This window comes from Chromohalobacter canadensis, from assembly GCF_034479555.1.
GTDB classification, from domain to species: domain Bacteria; phylum Pseudomonadota; class Gammaproteobacteria; order Pseudomonadales; family Halomonadaceae; genus Chromohalobacter; species Chromohalobacter canadensis.
In genome coordinates this window covers 3,021,278-3,041,328 of sequence record NZ_CP140151.1, presented here as the reverse complement: position 1 = coordinate 3,041,328, position 20,051 = coordinate 3,021,278, and the positions used below count along the sequence as shown (strand labels likewise).

Here is a 20,051-nt window from a genome sequence, read left to right as displayed (position 1 = left end):
GGGCCGCCCGTTTCATGTCTATGCCCCGCCTACCTTGGCTCGCCCTTCTATGCGTCAGCGCCGCTCTCGAACCTCTCCCTAGGCGCCTCTTCCGCATGGACCAAGGCACGGTAGCCTCCCCCGATGCGCGTTGCTGTCGTGAGCAGACACGCCAATGCGAAGAAGATCGCCCACCCGGGAAAATATGCCGGCCACAGGCAGAACACGACGAAGGCGATGATCGTCTCGGTGCCTTCAGTCAAGCCATCCAGGTAATAAAACGCCTTGTGCTCAAAGTGCGGACGCTCCAGACCATGGCGTGTCGCAGCGATCGCAAAGGCCAGAAACGACGCGCCGGTCCCCATGAACGCGAAGAGCAAAAAGGCCGCAGGCAGGGCATTTTGCACTGGGTCGGCAAGCGCGAACCCCAATACGACGGCGGCATAGAAGACAAAGTCCAGGACAATATCGAGAAAGCCACCGGCATCGCTTTGACATTGCAGATGACGCGCCAAGGCGCCGTCCAGACCGTCACACACGCGATTGAGGACGATCGCCATCAGTGCCAGGCCATAGGCTTGATAGGCCAATAACGGCAGCGCCAGCATGCCGATTGCAAAACCGCCCACCGTCAGTTGAGTTGGCGTCACGCCGCGACGCCCCAAACCAGTGGCGCAGCGCGCCAGTACCGGCGCGACCCAAGCGTTCGTCCATTTATCCAGCATACGGGCTTCCGCTATTTTTCGAGTAGACTTGATGTATGTTCACCGCAGCAGCATGGCACATTAACCCGACGCTCAGGAGCTTCCCGATGCGCTTTCCCGTGATGGCGTTAGCCCTACTCGCAACGCTTGCATTCATTCCCATTTCCCAGGCACATGCCGCACAGCGCGAGGCTATTTTCGCCGGTGGCTGTTTCTGGTGCATGGAGCCGCCTTACGACAAACTAGAGGGCGTCGTCTCGACCACTTCCGGATACATCGGCGGTGATAGCGAGCGCCCCACCTACGCGCAGGTCAGCAGCGGCAATACCGGCCATGCCGAGGCGGTCAAGGTCGTCTACGATGACGAGGTTGTCGGCTACGAAACGCTGCTCGACGTGTTCTGGCACAATATCGATCCCTTTGCCGAGGGACGCCAATTCTGCGATGTCGGCAGCCAATACCGTAGCGCCCTCTTCCCCCTCGATCAGCGTCAACGACGCCTCGCCGAAGCTTCCAAGGACGCCGTGGAAACGCGCTTCGAGCGCGACGTCAAGACACGTATCGAGCCGAAGGCGCCCTTCTGGGACGCCGAGGAATACCATCAGAATTTCTACCAGAAAAACCCAGTGCGCTACCGCTTCTACCGTGCCGGCTGCGGTCGTGACGACCGCCTCGAAGACGTGTGGGGCGATGACGCCGGCAAGCCTTGAGAGTACGCGCTCAGGTCGACGCTGGCATGTCGACCATGCGTCGCTCGCGACGCCACAACCAAGCCGACACGCTAAAGGTTCCCAGTAACACCAGCAGCGAAGCAGCGATTACGCCGCTCCACTGCCAGCGCGCCCAGAACGGCTCCAGATAAAAACCACCGAGGCTGGCGCCCAAATAGTAGAACACCAGATACAGCGACGACGCACTGCCCCGCGCGCGCTGTGCCTGCCGCCCCACCCAGCTCGAGGCCATCGAGTGCGCCAGGAAGAATCCCACGGCATTGATCGTCAGTCCCACAATGATCGTGATCAAGGAGGGCATCAACGTGAGTAACGAGCCGCTCATCAGGATGCCGATGCCCAGCATCATGCAGGCCGGCTGCGACAAGCGCTGCGCGATACGCCCGGACAGCGCCGAGCCCACGGTACCGCCGAGATAGGTCAGGAAGATCAGGCCCAACCATTGCGAGGTGAGAGAAAATGGCGCCTCACTGAGCCGAAACGTCACATAGCTGTATTGATTGAGGAAGATGAAGAAGTTGAACCCGCCGATCAGATAGGCGGCAATCAAGCGGGGGTCGCGCAAATGCCCTTGCATGTCCCGCGCGGCCTGCCCCACGCGCAATGGCGAAGGGCGGAACTGTCGGGCAGGCGGCAAGGCGCGCCAGAAGGCCCAGGTGCATGCCAGGCTCAGACACGCAATCGCCACGAAACTACTATGCCATCCCCAATGTTCGGCAACCGTGCCGCCAATGACACGCCCGCCGATCCCACCTAGCGTGTTACCGCTGATATAGAGCCCGACGGCCAGCAAAAGCGCCGGCTTGTTGAATTCATCACCCATCCAGGCGATCGCTACCGCCGGCAAGCCGCCCAGCAAGAACCCCTGCAAGGCACGCAAGGCCAATAGACTCGCGAAGTTGGGCGCAAATGCCATGACCAAGGTGCAGAGGCTGGCGAGTACCAGCGTGACACGCATGATGGCGGCCCGGCCGATGGCATCGGAAAGCGGGCCGTAGAACAGTAGCGACAGTGCCAGCGTCAACATGCTCACCGACATCGCACTGCCCGCAGCCAGCGTCGAGACATCGAAGCTCTCGCGAATGGCCGGCAGCAATGGCTGGGCAACGTATAAATTGATGAAGACGGTAAAGGAGCCCAGGCACAGTGCCAAGGTTGCGCGCCACCAGGCGCGGGTACGTGGTTCGATCATGACATCCTCCATGAGTACATCATGATCTCGTCCGACGCAGCATTATACAAACCAGATACGAGAGGCACCTATCGACCAGGCATGACGAAACCTGCGAGCCGCTCATCCTTCTTGGGGTGGGCGATCGATACGCGCCGCCAGCTGTGTTCTGTCCATGGGCCGCCGTGATTGCCAGTAGTGACGATTCCAGTAGACATTGTCGAGGCGTGACAACTTGACGCCCTGTGACGTCGAGGCATGCAGGAAATAGCCGTCGTCAACATAGACGCCGACATGGTTGTAAGGGCCTGGGGAACGGAAAAAGACCAGATCGCCTGCTTCCAAGTCGCTGCGCTGGACCCGTTTTCCCTCTTGTATTTGCTGCTCGGTGGTACGCGGCAGGGAGAGATTGAATGCATCGCTGTAGACATGCTGCATCAGCGCCGAGCAATCGATGCCGCGTTGCGTGGTCCCACCGAGACGATACGGCGTTCCCACCCAGCGCCGATGTTCAAACAGTAACGCCTCACGAATACGCGCCGGTGATACCAGCGCCCGTTGAACGTCGCTGGCGCGAAAAATAGCCAGCGGAGATTCGCGGCCGGCGTCGGAGAGCGCATCTTCACCAACCTTGGCGGACACAGACAGCGCAGACGATTGTGGAGCGGTATATTGCGGGCTTTGCGTGGCACAACCACCCAAAAGAGCAGCCAGTGCCCATCCCAATGCCATGGTTCGAAGCATCCAAGCGACCTCATCACACGTATTCAACCTCGCGGATGCCTCGGGGCACTTGCATGAATGAATGCAAGACGACGCCCTGCCTTACTAGGCACTACCTGGCGAGGGGGTCGCTGTGGTGGTGGCGCGCATCGCAAGTGCCACCGCCAGAGCGGCCTAGACTCGACTCGTTAACATGTCGTGTGCCCAGCAGGGCATCAAGACCGATACGATGATAGAGAAACTCCCGCCTTTTGACGAGAGCTCTCAGAGCGGGATACGAAATGTTTCATCCCAGCGCCCTGCCCCATCAGTGCAACGTCCGCGCATCGCCCGGTAGGGTATCGATATGCAAAGGCGCCCAGTGACGTGCGGGCGCGCCCGGGAAATCGAGACTCGCCCAGCCACCGGCCAGCGGTGGCGCAGCCGTCAACCAAGCGGTCAGCGCCTCGCCGAACCCCTGCAGGAACGCCTCACGTTCATCGGTCTCGCCCATGAAGAAGGAAAAACCCGCATAAAGCCCCCGGGCGTAATCGTACCAACTGGCATAGTGCGCTTGCGCCAAGTGAGCGGCGCGCTCCACCAGGGCGTCGAACTCCCCCGCCGATAGCCAATCCATCTGTCGCCCGGCAATGGCGAGATCGACGGCCTGCGCTACATCCCAGGCAGCCATGTCATATTCGTTGCACCCCGACGCGTTATTCTCGACGCGCCGCAGGCGCAGTAGATGGTTGCGATCATCCTCGCTGCACTCGCCGGACTCGATAATCGCGACTTCCTCACGCAAGCGCGCGGAATTGAGCGTATAAGGCGCATAGTTGATCTGATATTCCTGACGATCGCCCGCCTCGATCAGGAAATCCAGGAACTCCTTGAGTGCCTCCGCCGACAACAACCCATAATGACTATCGAGCCATTCGCGAAGCTCCTCACGCTCGCTGCCAACTTCAGGGCCCGGGGCACTCCAGACAGGGGCATTGAGAGGCCCGACCAACGCCAGGGCCGTAAAGCGTGGCAGCGACAAACGCTCGCCGGGTTCGAGCCAAGTGCCATGACGCCAGTCGAGCCAATGGAAGGGGCTTCCAGGGTCATCTCGGTGCCAACGGATTTCCGCCACCAGGGACGGATCCTCCGCTTCGGGCAACGCCGCCTCCCATGCCGCCCACGCTTCGATCAGCGCCTTGGGGCCACTATAAAAACGGCTCAGTACGCCGCGTAGCGACTCCGCCAACGTCTCGAGCTCGCGTCGATCGTAATCGCCGCTGTCCGCACACATCATCAGGTAGAAGGCGTATTTCTCCGCCATGAAGATCGTCGCCGCATGGCGCGTGCAGTGTTTGAGTCCGTTGCGTAGCCGCACGGCCTCCGGCATCGCGTGTCCAAAGGGCGTTTTCGCCGCCGGCAATGCACCGTGAGCGGCATCGGCGGCCAATTGATTGAGATGATGCACCTGTCCGGGCAGCCACAAGCTGGCCAGGCCGGCCGTGCCCATGGAAGGCTCGAGACCCAAGGTGTCACGCAGATAACGACGCGCCTCGTCTCGCTGCTGCGCATCTGGAGTGCGGTCGATGCCCTGGCGGTACAACAGATCGGGTTCACGCATCGCCGCCAACGCCAGGACCCAATGCCATGCCGGGGCACGCCAATCGCGAATGGCCGACCGCGCGGCCTCGCGTTGGGCGTCGTCCAGCAGCGTATCGAGCGTTATCTGCCAGGGGCTCGACCGTGAACGCAGCAAGACGTCCCAGTCACGCGAGAAATCCGCACGTCGATCGGCCCCCTCGAAAAGACTACGCCCACGCTGATACGCCTTGGCGACGGCCGTCCAGTCAAGATACCGGCGCATCAGCAGATCGCCCGCGTGCGCCGCAAATGCCTCGGCTTCCTGCGCGTCGAGCCAGCCCGCGTTCCAGCCTGCGTAGGCCAGATCCGCCAACCGTAGCCAATCCCATGCCGCCCATTCCAGGGGCTCTCCGCTGTCGAGGAATGTCAGCATCATATGGCCATAGTCCCTCGCCTCACCGAGCGATTCCAACCACTGACGTCGAGCACTCCCCCCCTGTGAAGTCAAACGCGCGGCATCGAGATCCCATGTATAACGATGCCCTTGCCCGCCCAGCCACAGCAGCATGCGAATCAATTCATCGCGCCCATCGATGCGCCAGACCTCGGCCAACCAGCGTTCCACCTCCGGCCAGTCCAAGCGTGCATCGCACGTCGTGGTCAGCACGGGGGCGAAGACCGCGCGCAGACGCCATACGCCACTATTCTGATCGACTGGCCACGGTAGCTGACGAGGCCGATCGGAGAGCCACACGGCGAGCGCAGCCCAGGTAACGCCGGCCGCTTCGCGCTCGAGTTGCGACAATGCTTCGCACGCCTCGAGAAAACCGTCATCATCTTGTGTCCAGTCGATTTGTCCCCGCTCGCGCCGCAACGCCGTCAGCCATGCGTCCAGTGAGGCATGCTGCGCCTGGATGTCAGCGGCAATCCATTCCGCCCAGGCGTGTGCCCGGCGAGCGTCCAGCCACTCGGCGGCGCCCGACAACGCCAGCAGCTCAAGTGCCTGTAGCTGACGCAAGGCCTCGCCCTGCCCCGGCATGCACGCTTCGGCCAAGCGCCAGCCAAGCTCTCCTCGTTCGCGCACGTCCAACAACGCTAAGCGTGCCTGCGCCGTCTCGGGCGACACGCTCAACGGTTCGGGATCAAACGCCCAGCCGCACAGCACCAATTGCTGTGCCCACCAGGCGTTAAGAGGATCGATCAAGACGCACCTCACTCATGACTCGGCATTCATACAACGGCGCCATAGTGTACCGGAAAGAGCCTGGTGTCGCCGATACGCAGGGCACGATAACCTTGCCCGTGCAAGATACGAAAAATCGCTGGACGCCACCCTGGCCAAGTGTTTTAAATAATGCACACACCGTCAAACAATAGACGATGAATCACGCTTCACCCGGAGGCTTCCATGAGTCAGCCAACACCCAATATCTTGACCGACCGCGCTTACATAGGCGGGGAATGGCGCGATAGCGAGCGCCGTTTCGCGGTTACCGACCCTGCCACGGGCGAATGCCTGGCACAGGTTCCCGATCTGGGCGCCGACGAGGCACGCGATGCCATCGCCGCCGCCGAGGCTGCGTGGCCGCAATGGCGTCGACGCCCCGCCAAGGAGCGCGCATCCTTGTTGCGTGCCTGGTTCGAGCGTGTCATGACCAATCGCGAGGCACTGGCGCAACTGATGACCCTGGAACAGGGCAAGCCGATCGCCGAATCGCGGGGCGAGGTCGCCTACGGGGCGAGCTTCATCGAATACTACGCCGAGGAAGCCAAACGCATCGCTGGCGAGACCCTGCCCGGCCACGGCGCCGACAAGCGTATTCTCGTCATGCGCGAGCCGATCGGCGTGGTCGCCGCGATTACGCCCTGGAACTTCCCGCTGGCGATGATCACACGCAAATGCGCCCCGGCCTTGGCGGCAGGCTGCCCGGTGGTGATCAAGCCCGCGGAAGCCACACCGCTGACCGCCCTGGCGTTAGCCAAACTCGCCGATGATGCCGGACTCCCCGCAGGCGTCATCAACGTACTCACTGCCGAGAAGCCCGCCGAGATCGGCCACGTGTTGACCACCGACCCTCGGGTGCGCAAGGTCTCGTTCACCGGCTCGACACCGGTCGGCAAGCGCTTGCTGGCGCAGTGCGCGGAGACCGTCAAGAAAGCGTCTCTGGAACTGGGCGGCAATGCGCCCTTCGTGGTTTTCGACGACGCCGATCTGGATGCCGCCGTGGAAGGCGCCATCGCCTCCAAGTTCCGCAATTCCGGGCAAACCTGCGTGTGCACCAACCGCTTTCTGGTGCAGGACGGCATCTACGACGCCTTCATCGCCAGGTTCGCCGAGCGCATCGCGGAACTCAAGGTCGGTAACGGCCTCGACGACGACGTGACCCAAGGCCCCTTGATCAACACCGCAGCCATCGACAAGGTTCAGGCACACATTGCCGATGCCCGGTCCAAGGGCGCACGCTTGGTGTGCGGCGGCGAGCCGCACGCCTTGGGCGGCACCTTCTTTCAACCGACCCTGCTCGCCGACGTCACCGAAGACATGCATGTCGCTCGCGAAGAAACCTTCGGTCCCGTGGCACCCGTCTTTCGTTTCACCGACGAAGCCCAGGCCATCGCCATGGCCAACGCTACCGAATTCGGCCTTGCCGCCTATGTCTATGCGCGCGACTATCGACGTATATGGCAAGTGATGGAGGGTCTCGAATACGGCATGGTCGCCATCAACGAAGGGCTTCTATCGACCGAGCTGGCGCCCTTCGGCGGCATCAAGGAGTCCGGGCTGGGACGCGAAGGCTCCCACCACGGTCTCGAGGAATATACTGAACTAAAATACGTCTGCATGGGCGGACTTTAACAAGGAGGCAAGCATGAACAACGCACAGCTCAATGAACTCAAGACACGTTACGTCGCCAGCGGCGCCGCGAGCCCAGCGACCCAGTTTGCCGAGCGTGCCGAGAACGCCCTGATCTGGGACGCCGACGGCAATCGTATCATCGACTTCGCTGGCGGCATCGGCGTGCTCAACGTCGGCCACCGTCATCCCAAGGTGGTGCAGGCGGTCAAGGACCAACTCGACAAGGTGATGCATACCTGTCAGACGGTGATGCCCTATGAGGGCTACGTGAAAGTCGCCGAAAAACTCAGCCAGCTCACTCCGGTACGCGGCCACGGCAAGGTGATGCTCGCCAACTCCGGCGCCGAGGCACTTGAGAACGCCGTCAAGGTGGCTCGCGCGGCAACGGGACGCGACAACGTCATCTGCTTCACCGGCGGCTATCATGGCCGGACCTTCATGACCATGGCCATGAACGGCAAGGTCGCGCCCTATGCCACCGACTTCGGCAGCATGCCGGGCAACGTCTTCCGCGCGCCCTATCCGGTGCCCTACCACGGGGTTAGCGAGGAAGATGCGCTAAACGGTCTGAAGATGACGCTCAAGACCGACGCCAACCCCCGCGACACTGCCGCCATCGTGCTTGAGCCGGTACTCGGCGAAGGTGGCTTCTACGCGGCGTCGACCAGTTTCCTCGAGGCGGTCCGCGAGATCTGCGACGAGCACGGCATTTTGCTGATCGTCGACGAAGTCCAGTCCGGCTTCGGGCGCACCGGCAAGCTGTTCGCCATCGAGCACAGCGGCGTCGAGCCCGACATCATCACCATGGCCAAGAGCATGGCCGACGGCATGCCGATCTCCGCCGTGGTCGGCACCGACAAGGTCATGGACGCCTCTGGTGGCAACTCGCTGGGCGGTACCTACACCGGCAGCCCGGTCTCCTGCGCCGCTACCCTCGCGGTACTGGAAGTCTTCGAGGAGGAGAAAATTCTCGAGAAGAGCCAGGCGCTGGGCGACAAGTTGGGTGAGCGCTTCGCAAAATGGCAGCAAGATTTCGCCTGCGTCGACAATGTCCGCCACCTGGGCGCCATGGCCGCCTTCGACGTAGTCGCCGACAAGGCCAAGCACACGCCGGATGCTGAGCTGACCGGGGCGCTGTGCAAGAAAGCACGCGAGAAGGGGCTGATCCTGCTGTCCTGCGGCCTCTACGGCAACACCCTGCGCTTCTTGATGCCGGTCACCATCGAGGACGAAATACTCGAAGAAGGCCTGGACATCGTCGAGACTTGCCTCAAGGAATTGAGCCACGCGTAAATGACTCGCGCGTACTCATGACACAAAGGGGCGCCATGCCGATGGCGCCCCTTTGTCATTCAGGCCGGGTATTCAAAACGAGCAGCTACGTCAGCGCGCCACCTTCTCGGTATGCGACGGTGGCGTCCCCACCCTCGGCAGCAGCCAACGCTGCATGACATTGCGCACCCGCAGTACGAACTGTTCCTGAAACATCACGCAGAACAGCACCGTCAGCAATAGAAACAACGGATAGAACACCACGGAGCTGTCACCGGCAGCGTCGAGGCAGGCGCGAAATCCACTCGTGCACAGTGCTGGATCGCCGGCAAGCACGCGCTCGATTCGGGTGAAGATCACGAACAGCGGGACATGTAGCGCGAACATCGGCAACGACGCCCCTCCCAGTCGGCTCGCCAAGCGACGGACTCGACGACTCTCGGGCGTGCGCCATTGCGTGGCCAGTAGAATCAGCGCCAACTGCGCGGGCAGTAACAGGCCATTATGCAACAGGTAATACCAGGCATGGCCTTGGCCCAACAACCAGACTGCTACCACCACACAAGTCGCCACAAATGTCGCCAACATCAGACGCCGCCTGACACTCAGCCAACCGCCCGCCGCGCGATAGCGGGTATACCACACGCACAGTAGTATCCCCGCCACGAATTCAGGCAAACGAATCAAGGGGTTGCGGTGCAGGATACCCGTTTCGGGCATACCGAAGTCGGTCATGGCGATGACCACCAACGGGGGAATCAGGTACAGCAAATTGGTCAGCGCTAGGGCTCGGCCCACGCGACGGAGACGAAATAGACGCGGCGCTATCCACGGGAAGACCAGATAAAAGGCCATCAGCGCCGAAATCGACCAGGACGGCGGGTTGAAGGTCAGATAATACGGATTCCAGGCATGCAGCAGCCCGACGTTGAGTGCCAGATTGAGCGCAAGCTCTCCGTTACCCATGAAATGCTCCAGGGCCCCCGGCGTCACCTGCCCAAGGTCATTGTTGACGTCGTATATCACGAAACGCCACGACATGTCGGCGTCTTCCGGCGAAATCGCCAAATACCCGATTAAAGCCGACATACTGACCGCCAGCACCAACGCTCCGATATGAATCGGATATAAGTTCGAGAAACGCTTGATCCAGAAGCTGCGGGCTGGCTCACGCAACTGGCGACGCTCATCGAGGTACACGTGGGTCAGCAAGAAGCCCGACAGCACGAAGAAAGTACTCGTCGAGAAGAAACCGATATCTGTCACGTAATGCGACCAGGCACTGATCGACGGGTAGGTATGCAAAGTGTGGAAGATAACGATATAAAGCCCGAGCGCGAAGCGTAACCACTCCAGGCCTATAAAGCGTTCCTTCTGGCCTGGCTGTTGTGTCTTGTCCATAAGCACGAGTCTCACAGCAGTTCCGCGGACACGGCATCCACGAAAAACCCCGACCTTTCAAAGGGGCCGGGGCAAGGAATCATTCGTTTTCCATATTCAACGGACACTCTTCAGGGCATCGGTAACCCACGACGCGCTACGACTTCCGGACCTTGGCCACGATCCACAGCAGCAGCACGGCACCAATCACGGCCATGATCAACGAGCCGATGATATTGGTCTGCGCAAGTCCCAGTAGACTGAAGAGAAAGCCACCGATAACCGCGCCCACGATGCCGACACCGATATTGCCGAGGATACCGAAGCCGCCACCGCGCATTATCTTGCCTGCAATCCAGCCGGCCAGGCCCCCGATGATCAACCACAAAATGATACTCATTCCTTCATCTCCTTCTTTCCTTGAATGCGACGCTACATGAAAGGCCACTCACGGACATCGCCTCCAGCATAGCAGCTAGGCTGGCGGCGATACGTCGTGACGTGTCATCTCATCCCGGTACCCGCCATGAGACAGGCGTCGGCGTACCGAGTTCGCGCCAGTCCGGGTGTGCGTCGGGCGATGTCCATACCCAGTGATGCAGCATCGACAGCAGGACGGGGTCATCGAGAAAGTTCAAACGGGTCGCTGTCTCAACCTTGCTGGGGTTCTCGGTGACGACCGCCCTGACCCGCTCTTCTCGACGCCGCCGCAGAAGCGCCGATACGCCATGTCGGCTCGTGGCCAGCGCACACCCTAGCGCATTGGCCATGGGATCGACGACCACCTGCACGAACGTCGGCGCCGTTGCCTGCTGGGCGCGCATACGTTTCAGATGACGCACCATGCGCCGCAACACACGCGGGGGATGCGTCTCTTCGGGAATACGAAACAAGCGCGCATGCTGGCACCAGCGTCCTAGCGACACGCGGCTGGAAAACACCGAAACCGGGATCGACACCATCAAGGCGCCAACGATAGGCGCCAGCCACCACAGGAAGGTCGGTTCCATGTAATACACGCCCACGGCCCACACCGCCCCGATGAGCGTCTGAACGCCATGGTGACGCATGGCATCGCCCCACGGCGTATCGCTGTTGTCACGCGACGGAGAGCGCCACTGTATGGCACGCCCGAGAAGCGCCGTCATTACGAAGCGTGTATGGAAGAGCATCCGTACCGGCGCCATCAGCATGGAGAACAGCGATTCCAGGACCATGCCCGCGCATAACCGCAAGCCGCCGCCGAATTCCTTGGACCCCTGCGCGATGACCAGGATCACACTGAGCACCTTGGGCAAGAACAAAAGCGTGGCCGTCGCCGCGAACAGCCCCACCGCCATGGTTGGATTCCACTGCGGCCAGACAGGAAACATCATGCCGGGCTCGGGGAAATACTGCGGCGTACTCAACGTATGTACCGCCAGCAAAGCGGTCGACAAGATCAGGAACAAGCACCACAACGGCGCCGATATGTACGACATCACCCCGGTCAGGAAGACCGCACGATGCACGGGGTGAATGCCCTTGGCCAGAAACAGGCGAAAGTTCATCAAGTTGCCATGACACCAACGACGATCGCGATTGAGCTCGTCGAGGAGGTTGGGTGGCATCTCTTCGTAACTACCATCCAGGTTGTAGGCGATCCACACGCCCCATCCCGCCCGACGCATCAACGCCGCTTCGACGAAATCGTGCGACAGAATTTCCCCGGACAGAGAGCCTTTCCCGGGCAACGGCGCCAGCATGCAGTGACGCATGAAAGGGGCCAGGCGAATGATCGCGTTATGTCCCCAGTAATGCGACTCGCCCAACTGCCAGAAATGCAGCCCCGCCGTGAAGAGCGGTCCATAGACACGCGTCGCGAATTGCTGCATACGTGCATAGAGATTCAGCCGGCCGGAGGCGCGCGGCGCAGACTGGATAATCCCGGCCTTGGGATTCGCTTCCATCAACCGCACCAAGCGCGTCAAGCAAGCACCGCTCATGACACTGTCAGCATCCAGCACCACCATGTAGCGATAATTGACGCCCCAACGACGGCAGAAGTCGTCGATATTGCCGCTCTTGCGCTTCATGCGGCGCTGGCGGCGCCGATAGAAGACTCGGTCGAAGGCATCCAGTTCACGACACAACGCCAACCAGGCGTGCGTCTCCGCGATCGCCAGTTCGGGATCGAAGGTATCGCTCAAAATAAACAGGTCGAAGTGGCGTTCCTGGCCGCTATCGCGCAGTGACTCGAGCGTGGCCCGCACGCCGGCAAAAACGCGCGCCACATCCTCATTGCAGATGGGCACAACCAGCGCCGTGCGCGCCGTTTCGTCAATCGGCGCTTCCTCCTGCACGTCACGGGCATCGATCGCGTAGCGGTCGCGTCCACGCAAAAGCTGGAAGAACCCCATGAGGGCCGTCCAGAACCCCGCCGAGACCCAGCAAAACAACAGCACGAACAACGTCAGAATGGCGACTTCGAGCACTTGCTTGCCTTGATAGGGCAACACCGAACGCATGTATTCCGCCGCCACCAGGCTTTGACCTACCACCAGGATCAACAGAATCTTGCGACGTAGCCTGCCAACTTTCTGCCAGCGAGGGGTCGGCACGGCATCCGCACCACCCTTATGACGTCGGCGAAAACCACGCTCTACCCAGTTGCGCGCACGCTGGGCATAACGCACGAAAGGATTAGCCGCCCATGGCTCCGGCGCCAAGGGTGTGCGTGCTATCGGCGGCGTCGTGCAAAGCCGCGTAATGCCTTGCGCGTCAGTCGTGAGCACAGTGGGCGGCGCCAACGGACGGGCGCTATACGCCAGCGACAGACGCGCGCCCACCGACGCCGCAGCCGGATCATCCTCCGAGACCTCGCGCGCGCCGAGGCTCGAGTGCAAGGCTTCCATGCCGTGTTCATCGAGACGACTAGCAAGTAACTCGCGGCGCGCCCCTCGGGAGTCCGTTTCCTGTGCCAGGCGTTCGAGATAATCGCCGGTCACCGTATCAGCTTGTGTATCAACCATTGGCAGGGAGCCGGTAATACCAGGTTTCCGAAAGCCGCTCATCCCCATCCTTCAGGTAGGCGCGGATATCCAAGGGCTGACTGTCATCGCTACGCTTGACGCGCACGAACATCCGCCAACCACCTTCGGCGTCATTGGGAACGACACGACTTTCGACCAGTTCGCCGTTATCTCCGACAGAGGCATCGACTTCCATGCTGGCACCGTCTTTGATCGACTCCAGCCCCGGCCCCTTGAAATCGACGATGAACGCCAGCGAACCATCGGTCTCACGCACCAAGTTGTCTTGACGCACCTCGCCTTGCGAGCGACGCGTCTGGCTAGCCCAGGACAAATCAGGGCTATGGAACTTGGCCTCGTGCGTCGTCCAGTACATGCGGTAATTGAAGTCGAGTTCATCCCCCGCTTGCGGCGCTTCGTCGGGCTTCCACATGGTAACGATGTTGTCGTTGGTCTCGTCGGGCGTGGGGATCTGGATCAATTCGACCTGGCCCTTGCCCCAGTCATCTTGAGGCTCGATCCACACGCTTGGACGACGATCATAACGATCTTTGAGGTCTTCATAATCGTGAAAATCATGACTGCGCTGCAGCAGCCCGAAGCCCTCGAGAGAGTCGACATCCTGCTCGTCGACCATCAACTTGTCAGGATTGGCAAGCGGGCGCCAGATCCACTGCTCTTCATCGCCGCCATCGTGCACCAACAAGCCATTGGAATCGTGAATCGCCGGCCGATAGTTGAGTGAGTCCGTGGGCTGGCCAGGGCCATACAAATACATACTCGTCAGAGGCGCGATCCCCAATTTTTCCACAGCGTTACGCATGAAAAGCCGCGATGTCACATCGACGACGGTGTCTTCGCCGGGACGCAGAACGAAACGATAAGCGCCGGCAAGGCTTGGCGAATCAAGTATCGCGAACACCGTCAGGTATTGGCTATCGTTGCTTGGTTTGACGACCCAGAACTCACGAAACGCGGGGAATTCCTCACCACTGGGTAATGCGGTGTCGATCGCCAGACCACGGCCGGAAGACCCATAGGTCTGATCACGCCCCAAGGTGCGGAAATAACTCGCCCCCTGAAAAGCCATGACTTCATTCATGCGATCGGCGTCATTGAGCGCATTGGTAACCTTGAACCCTGCAAACCCGAGGTCCTCGAGATCTTCCTCGGGAATATCCAGATCACCGTAAGTGAAGTCATCAGGGTCGAAAGCAATATCCTCCACTTCACCATCCACGACGCTGTGTATCTTCACCGAGGTGTCGTAGTGCATCCCCTTATGAAAGAAAGCGAGATTGAAGGGTAAATCGTCGTCCTCCCACAGCGCGTGACCATCTTTTGTATGAATCTTGGCGTAGTCCGAGTACTCCAGGTTGCTCAGCGATTCCGGCACGCTTGTTTCGGGTGACTGGTATCCTTGCTCGGAAAGTTGCTCGGCTTTCTTGACCACATCCTCGAAGCCAAAGGCAACACACGCCTGCGCCGCGAAGGCTAACCATACGCCCAACATGCCCGCGAGAGGGCGACTACAACGACGCGGAAAAATTGCCGTCAAAAAATGTCGATTCGGTACACTCACATTACTACTCCCTTGCGGCTTTTCAGGGGCAAGTCACCCCTTTACGTCACATTCTTCGGCTGAACACACTAACGTATGCAATACACCCAACGAAGATGAAAGTTCCAGAGGCGACGCAGATCGATGAGACGAGAAGCTCTCCATGCTCCCGATATGAGAGCTTAGCATCACGCAGGGCATGAAGGGAGCCCAGCGCAGCGTTGTCGTCACATTGCGCTCATCCACGCTTTCTCCACACCACGAAGGGTACCTGATGTCGATACCGTCAATTCCGCTGCACTCTCGCACGCCCAGCCCGGATGTCTGGCGATGGATGGGAGCCTTCATTGGTCTTGTGCTGGCCACTTACCCGATCGTGGCGGCCGATCGTCTCTATCTCGACGATATCTGGCGCAGCATGTATGGCGAGCCCGGTTGGACTTCAAATGCGCGCCCTCTTGCCGATGTCGTTATGCTCGCGCTCAATCAAGGCACGCGTGTCGTCGAGTTGGCTCCACTTCCTTTATGGCTGGGATTGACCAGCATCGCGACAATGCTCGTTGCGCTACGTCAGGCCTTTGTAAAATTTAACGACGGTCACGCCTGGCTTGCGATGGCACTATTGGTGCTACAGCCCTTCTTCCTGCAAAACCTTTCCTATCAGTTCGATGCCCTGCCCATGGCACTTGCTGTCAGTTGCGCCGGACTGGCGCTTGCCGCCGGCATGAGAGCATCATGGGGAAAGGGAGTCATGCTGTCGGTTATCGGCTTATTCGCCAGTCTCTGCTTCTATCAGGCGGCAGTGAGCGTTTACTTCGTGTTGCTCGCGTTTCATGCTCTTCTCAGCCTGGCCACTTATGGCACGCTGCAATGGCGGCGCCATGTCGGCTTGCTAGTCGCTGGCGCCGTCACACTCCTGGGGTACAAACTGATATCAGTCTGGTGGCTGGCTGGCGGTTATAGCCTGTCGCATAGCCAGATGGCTCCCCCAGCGACATTGCCCATGCATATCGTCGACAACACCCTGACGTTCTGGCGCTATGCAGCCAGGACACTCGCTGGCGCACCTTGGTGGGGCCTATCGGCCACGGCCCTGATCGCACTGACCGGCCTGACCCTGGGTGCCCTCCGTCCGTCACAGGCCAAGCGTCCCCTTGCATGGCCCTGGCGGCTCTTGATCATGTTGATCATCTTGCTGCTACTACCGCTTGGCGCGCTCGGTATCATGGCGGCGCTTGAAGACCCTCTCTGGCGTCCGCGCACCTTCATCGGGTTCGGTGCCTTATGCGCCGGCTCACTGTTCTGTGCAGTGGCTACTTGCGAATATTACGGATGGCGCCGCTTAGGCGTTTCAATGCTTGTTCTCGTGCTGGGAGGTGCCACGGTGATCGCTTATGCCTACGGCAATGCTCAAGGCAGTCAGAAATCGTTCGAGGAAAGCGTGTCGCGCCAGTTGGTCGACGACCTGCGACGACTCGAGGCGGAAGGTGCCCTCGTCGTCTTCGGCACTCTCCCACTCAGTAAAAGCGCCGACAATACCGTGCATGCGTTCCCCATACTCAAGGAACTAGTGGGAAGTTATCTCGACAACGGCTACTGGTGGGGCTATCAAAATCTCTACCGCCTGGGCTTGCCTCAGCGTTACGAGTTCAATGGCGACCAGGCGCTGCGCGACGCCTTCGCTGACCACTGCACTACCCTCGAACCTCTCTTGGAACGTGGCTGGTACACGCTATATCAGTGGCAAGACGCAATCTTCGTGTCCTTGGACGGAGCTTGTCGACGGGATACTGGCGACCCATGAGCCGTGTTATACAGACATTACTTGGGCAATGTCAGACAAATGGCGAATGGTAGTTTACTGTTTGCCGGCTAAAATTCGTTCCCACGATGTAGTGTCATCGACGCGCCCGTACGCTTGAAGCCTGACGATATGCCAAGGGCAGTCGCCAGTCTTCAATCGCCACGGCCATGATCCATGAAAGCCCAAGGATGCCCATTCCATGCATGCCCTGACGCTGATCTCGTTTCTTTTCTTCACGGGGCTCGTCGCACTGATCACCTGGTTGATCACGCGCCGAGACGACCTGCGTAGCACCAGCGGCTACTTCTTGGCCGGTCGTAGCCTGACTTTCCCGCTGATCGCCGGCTCACTTTTGATGACCAATCTCTCCACCGAGCAGATGGTGGGTCTCAACGGGTCGGCCTTCACTGATGGCCTGAGTGTCATGGCGTGGGAGGTCGTTGCGGTCGTGGCCTTGGTGCTACTGGCGCTCTTCTTTCTGCCACGCTTCCTGCGTAGCGGGATCGCGACCGTGCCGCAATTGCTGGAGATTCGCTTCGACCACGGCACGCAGTTGATCTGTAACATCATCTTCCTGATCGCCTATGCGGTCATTCTGCTGCCTATCGTGCTGTACTCCGGCGCGATCGGCTTGCAAGGCATGCTCGATCTCCAAGGGCTGACGGGCATCGAATCGAGCAGTTTCCTGCTGTGGGCGACCGTGTGGATCGTAGGCCTGATCGGCGCCGTGTATGCGCTCTTCGGGGGGCTGCGGACGGTAGCCGTGTCCGATACGCTCAATGGAGTCGGACTGCTCATCGGCGGCCTCTTGATCGTGTTTTTCGCTCTCAACGCCGTCAGCGATGGCGGAGGCATCCTGGCCGGCTGGGATATCCTCAACGAACAGCATCCCGAGATGTTCAATTCGATGGGACGCGAGGATCAAGCCGTACCCTTCGCCACGCTATTCACCGGCGTCTTCCTGATCAACGTGTTCTACTGGACCACCAATCAGCAGATCATTCAGCGCACCTTCGCCGCCAAGACCCTCGCCGAAGGCCAGAAGGGCGTTCTGCTGACCGGCTTCTTCAAACTTCTCGGCCCCCTGTACCTCGTCCTTCCGGGCATCATCGCGTACCACATGTATGCCGATCAGGGCGTCAAGGCAGATGAAGCCTACGGCCACCTAGTGTTCGACGTCCTGCCCCCTTACCTGACCGGCTTCTTCGCTGCCGTGATGGTCGGCGCCATCCTGTCGTCGTTCAACTCGGCGCTGAATAGCACCACAACACTGTTCAGCCTGGGCATCTATAAGGGCGTCATCAACAAGAACGCCGATGAAGCCCAGGTCGTTAAAGTGGGGAAGATCTTCGGCTGGATCATGGCCATTGCCGCCATGGTCATCGCACCGCTTCTCGCGGGTCAGGAAAGTTTGTTCAGCTACTTGCAGACGATGAACGCTATTTACTTCATTCCCATCCTGGCCGTGGTCCTGGTGGGGCTTCTCACTAAGCGCGTCCCCGCCATTGCCGCCAAGGTGGGCTTGGTCGCGGGTTGCTTGTTGATAGCAGCGGGATATTTCATACCGCCCTTCAACAAGATTCTCGACGTCACTAGTCAGTACCATTTCGTAGCAGGCGTCTTCGTGCTGCTGATCGCCATCATGCTGATTATCGGCAAGGTCTACCCGCGCGAAACCAAGTGGGTTCATCAGGATGCGGGTGAAGTCGACCTGACTCCCTGGAAAGGTGCTTGGCCCGTAGGCTTGGTGCTAGTCCTGTGCGTCATCGCCATCTACGCTGCGTTCGCCGGCTAGACGCCCCTGCGACAACACGCATGACACAAAAGGCCCGCGCCGTGATGGCGCGGGCCTTTTCATTGTCGAGGAGCAAAAGCATCGCCCTTGCAAGCCGGGCCTCGTCATGAAAACGCCCGATCGGCAATGCAGCCGACCGGGCGTCGCTCAAGTGAAGCGGGCAAACGTTCAGGGTCTAGTCAAAGAACGGGTTGCGCAGCACGATGGTCTCGTTGCGATCAGGCCCCGTGGAGATGATGTCGATCGGCACCCCCGTCTGCTCCTCGAGAAAACTGATATAGGCCCGTGCGTTCTTGGGCAGGTCTTCGATGCGCTTGACTCCCAGCGTCGACTCGCTCCAGCCAGGCAAGTCCTGATAAAGCGGTTCGATGACTGCATAGCCTTCGGAATCGACCGGGTTATCGATAGTGGCGCCATCCTTGCTGCGATATCCCACGCAAACCCGAATGTTTTCCAGGCCATCGAGCACGTCCAACTTGGTCAGGCATAACCCCGATACCGAATTGATCTGCACCGCGTGGCGCAGCGCCACGGCATCGAACCAGCCACAGCGCCGCGCGCGCCCCGTCGTGGCACCGAACTCATGGCCTTTCTCTGCCAAGTGCCGGCCGAACTCATCGAAAATCTCGGTGGGAAACGGCCCTGACCCGACACGCGTGGTGTAGGCCTTGGTAATCCCCAGCACGTAATCAAGATATAGCGGCCCCACGCCCGAGCCCGTTGCCGTGCCCCCTGCCGTGGTATTGGAGCTCGTCACATACGGATAAGTGCCGTGATCGATATCCAGCAACGAGCCCTGCGCCCCTTCAAACAGGATATTATCGCCGGCCTTGCGCATCTCATGTACCAACGACACGGTATCGCAGACCATCGGGCGAAGCTCCTCGGCCATTTCCATCGCCTGGTCGAGTACCTGCTGAAAGTCCACCGGTGGCTCGTTGTGGTACTGCGTCAACACAAAATTGTGGTAATCGAGCACCTCGCCCAGCTTCGACGCGAAACGTTCGCGATGCAGGATATCGCCCAGGCGCAGCCCACGCCGCGCGACCTTGTCCTCGTAAGCCGGTCCGATTCCTCGGCCGGTGGTGCCGATCTTGGCAACGCCACGCGCCTTTTCGCGCGCCTGATCGAGGCGCACGTGGTACGGCAGAATCAGAGGACAGGCCGGGGACAAGCGAAGCCGTTCACGCACAGGCACGTCTTTCGCTTCCAGCTCGCGGATTTCTTCCATCAACGCTTCCGGCGAGAGCACGACCCCATTACCGATCACACACGTCTTGTCGGCGCGCAGCACGCCGGACGGGATCAAATGCAGGACAGTTTTCTCACCATCGATGACCAGCGTATGGCCGGCGTTGTGGCCACCCTGAAAGCGGACCACCGTGGCGGCGGATTCCGTCAGCAGGTCGACGACCTTGCCCTTGCCTTCGTCACCCCACTGGGTGCCCAATACGACTACGTTCTTGCCCATTGCTTTCGTCTCTCGATCAAAGGATCCGCCG

At 60.2% G+C, this 20,051-nt stretch carries 14 protein-coding genes; 5 read left to right on the top strand and 9 right to left on the bottom strand.

Features of this window, described 5'->3' with window-relative positions; genetic code table 11:
* Nucleotides 1–47: 47 nt before the first annotated feature.
* Complete coding sequence (locus SR908_RS14165) at nt 48–704, bottom strand: CDP-alcohol phosphatidyltransferase family protein (protein ID WP_246920890.1); 657 nt, start codon at nt 702–704, stop codon at nt 48–50.
* 86 nt (nt 705–790) lie between these two features.
* On the opposite strand from SR908_RS14165, the gene msrA reads away from it, so the two are divergent.
* Nucleotides 791–1,393 carry a peptide-methionine (S)-S-oxide reductase MsrA gene (gene msrA, locus SR908_RS14160; protein WP_246920888.1) on the top strand — a complete coding sequence of 201 codons (603 nt, stop codon included), beginning with the start codon at nt 791–793 and terminating at the stop codon, nt 1,391–1,393.
* A 10-nt stretch (nt 1,394–1,403) separates the two neighbouring features.
* Here msrA and SR908_RS14155 read toward each other — a convergent pair whose 3' ends face one another.
* The 3 genes from SR908_RS14155 to SR908_RS14145 form a co-directional block, all read right to left on the bottom strand.
* A complete protein-coding gene (locus tag SR908_RS14155; RefSeq protein WP_246920886.1) occupies nt 1,404–2,606 on the bottom strand; it encodes an MFS transporter in 1,203 nt (400 codons plus the stop codon).
* Nucleotides 2,607–2,708: 102 nt separating this feature from the next.
* Complete coding sequence (locus SR908_RS14150; protein WP_246920884.1) at nt 2,709–3,317, bottom strand: C40 family peptidase; 609 nt, start codon at nt 3,315–3,317, stop codon at nt 2,709–2,711.
* Between the two features lie 298 nt (nt 3,318–3,615).
* Complete coding sequence (locus tag SR908_RS14145) at nt 3,616–6,072, bottom strand: DUF1266 domain-containing protein (RefSeq protein ID WP_246920882.1); 2,457 nt, start codon at nt 6,070–6,072, stop codon at nt 3,616–3,618.
* A gap of 204 nt (nt 6,073–6,276) precedes the next feature.
* Between SR908_RS14145 and SR908_RS14140 the strand changes: the two genes are divergently transcribed.
* Nucleotides 6,277–7,725, top strand: a complete 1,449-nt coding sequence (locus SR908_RS14140; protein ID WP_246920878.1) for an NAD-dependent succinate-semialdehyde dehydrogenase — start codon at nt 6,277–6,279, stop codon at nt 7,723–7,725.
* Nucleotides 7,726–7,738: 13 nt separating this feature from the next.
* Nucleotides 7,739–9,019 carry a 4-aminobutyrate--2-oxoglutarate transaminase gene (gene gabT, locus SR908_RS14135; RefSeq protein ID WP_246920875.1) on the top strand — a complete coding sequence of 427 codons (1,281 nt, stop codon included), beginning with the start codon at nt 7,739–7,741 and terminating at the stop codon, nt 9,017–9,019.
* 90 nt (nt 9,020–9,109) lie between these two features.
* Here gabT and SR908_RS14130 read toward each other — a convergent pair whose 3' ends face one another.
* The 4 genes from SR908_RS14130 to SR908_RS14115 form a co-directional block, all read right to left on the bottom strand.
* Nucleotides 9,110–10,399: an acyltransferase family protein gene (locus SR908_RS14130; protein ID WP_246920873.1), complete on the bottom strand. Its 1,290-nt coding sequence runs from the start codon at nt 10,397–10,399 to the stop codon at nt 9,110–9,112.
* Nucleotides 10,400–10,535: 136 nt separating this feature from the next.
* Nucleotides 10,536–10,778 (bottom strand): GlsB/YeaQ/YmgE family stress response membrane protein, encoded by a 243-nt coding sequence (locus SR908_RS14125; RefSeq protein WP_040243976.1) that lies wholly within the window; start codon nt 10,776–10,778, stop codon nt 10,536–10,538.
* Nucleotides 10,779–10,887: 109 nt separating this feature from the next.
* A complete protein-coding gene (gene mdoH / locus SR908_RS14120; protein WP_246920871.1) occupies nt 10,888–13,389 on the bottom strand; it encodes a glucans biosynthesis glucosyltransferase MdoH in 2,502 nt (833 codons plus the stop codon).
* Nucleotides 13,382–14,971 carry a glucan biosynthesis protein G gene (locus SR908_RS14115; protein ID WP_246920869.1) on the bottom strand — a complete coding sequence of 530 codons (1,590 nt, stop codon included), beginning with the start codon at nt 14,969–14,971 and terminating at the stop codon, nt 13,382–13,384. Before SR908_RS14115 ends, mdoH begins: the two co-directional genes overlap by 8 nt.
* 253 nt (nt 14,972–15,224) lie before the next feature.
* Here SR908_RS14115 and SR908_RS14110 point away from each other — a divergent pair, with 253 nt between their 5' ends.
* Both SR908_RS14110 and SR908_RS14105 read left to right on the top strand, forming a co-directional pair.
* Nucleotides 15,225–16,754 (top strand): glucosyltransferase domain-containing protein, encoded by a 1,530-nt coding sequence (locus SR908_RS14110; protein ID WP_246920867.1) that lies wholly within the window; start codon nt 15,225–15,227, stop codon nt 16,752–16,754.
* A 199-nt stretch (nt 16,755–16,953) separates the two neighbouring features.
* On the top strand, nt 16,954–18,549 hold the full coding sequence (locus SR908_RS14105) for a solute:sodium symporter family transporter (RefSeq protein WP_246920865.1): 1,596 nt from the start codon (nt 16,954–16,956) through the stop codon (nt 18,547–18,549).
* Between the two features lie 175 nt (nt 18,550–18,724).
* Here the strand turns inward: SR908_RS14105 and SR908_RS14100 are convergent, their stop codons facing one another.
* Nucleotides 18,725–20,020, bottom strand: a complete 1,296-nt coding sequence (locus SR908_RS14100; protein ID WP_246920863.1) for an adenylosuccinate synthase — start codon at nt 20,018–20,020, stop codon at nt 18,725–18,727.
* Nucleotides 20,021–20,051 lie beyond the last annotated feature (31 nt).

Coding starts and splice junctions, on each gene's coding strand:
- SR908_RS14165 (WP_246920890.1), bottom strand. CDS start 704: ATGCTGGATAAATGGACGAACGCTTGGGTCGCGCCGGTACTGGCGCGC.
- msrA (WP_246920888.1), top strand. CDS start 791: ATGCGCTTTCCCGTGATGGCGTTAGCCCTACTCGCAACGCTTGCATTC.
- SR908_RS14155 (WP_246920886.1), bottom strand. CDS start 2,606: ATGATCGAACCACGTACCCGCGCCTGGTGGCGCGCAACCTTGGCACTG.
- SR908_RS14150 (WP_246920884.1), bottom strand. CDS start 3,317: ATGGCATTGGGATGGGCACTGGCTGCTCTTTTGGGTGGTTGTGCCACG.
- SR908_RS14140 (WP_246920878.1), top strand. CDS start 6,277: ATGAGTCAGCCAACACCCAATATCTTGACCGACCGCGCTTACATAGGC.
- gabT (WP_246920875.1), top strand. CDS start 7,739: ATGAACAACGCACAGCTCAATGAACTCAAGACACGTTACGTCGCCAGC.
- SR908_RS14130 (WP_246920873.1), bottom strand. CDS start 10,399: ATGGACAAGACACAACAGCCAGGCCAGAAGGAACGCTTTATAGGCCTG.
- SR908_RS14125 (WP_040243976.1), bottom strand. CDS start 10,778: ATGAGTATCATTTTGTGGTTGATCATCGGGGGCCTGGCCGGCTGGATT.
- mdoH (WP_246920871.1), bottom strand. CDS start 13,389: ATGGTTGATACACAAGCTGATACGGTGACCGGCGATTATCTCGAACGC.
- SR908_RS14110 (WP_246920867.1), top strand. CDS start 15,225: ATGTCGATACCGTCAATTCCGCTGCACTCTCGCACGCCCAGCCCGGAT.
- SR908_RS14105 (WP_246920865.1), top strand. CDS start 16,954: ATGCATGCCCTGACGCTGATCTCGTTTCTTTTCTTCACGGGGCTCGTC.
- SR908_RS14100 (WP_246920863.1), bottom strand. CDS start 20,020: ATGGGCAAGAACGTAGTCGTATTGGGCACCCAGTGGGGTGACGAAGGC.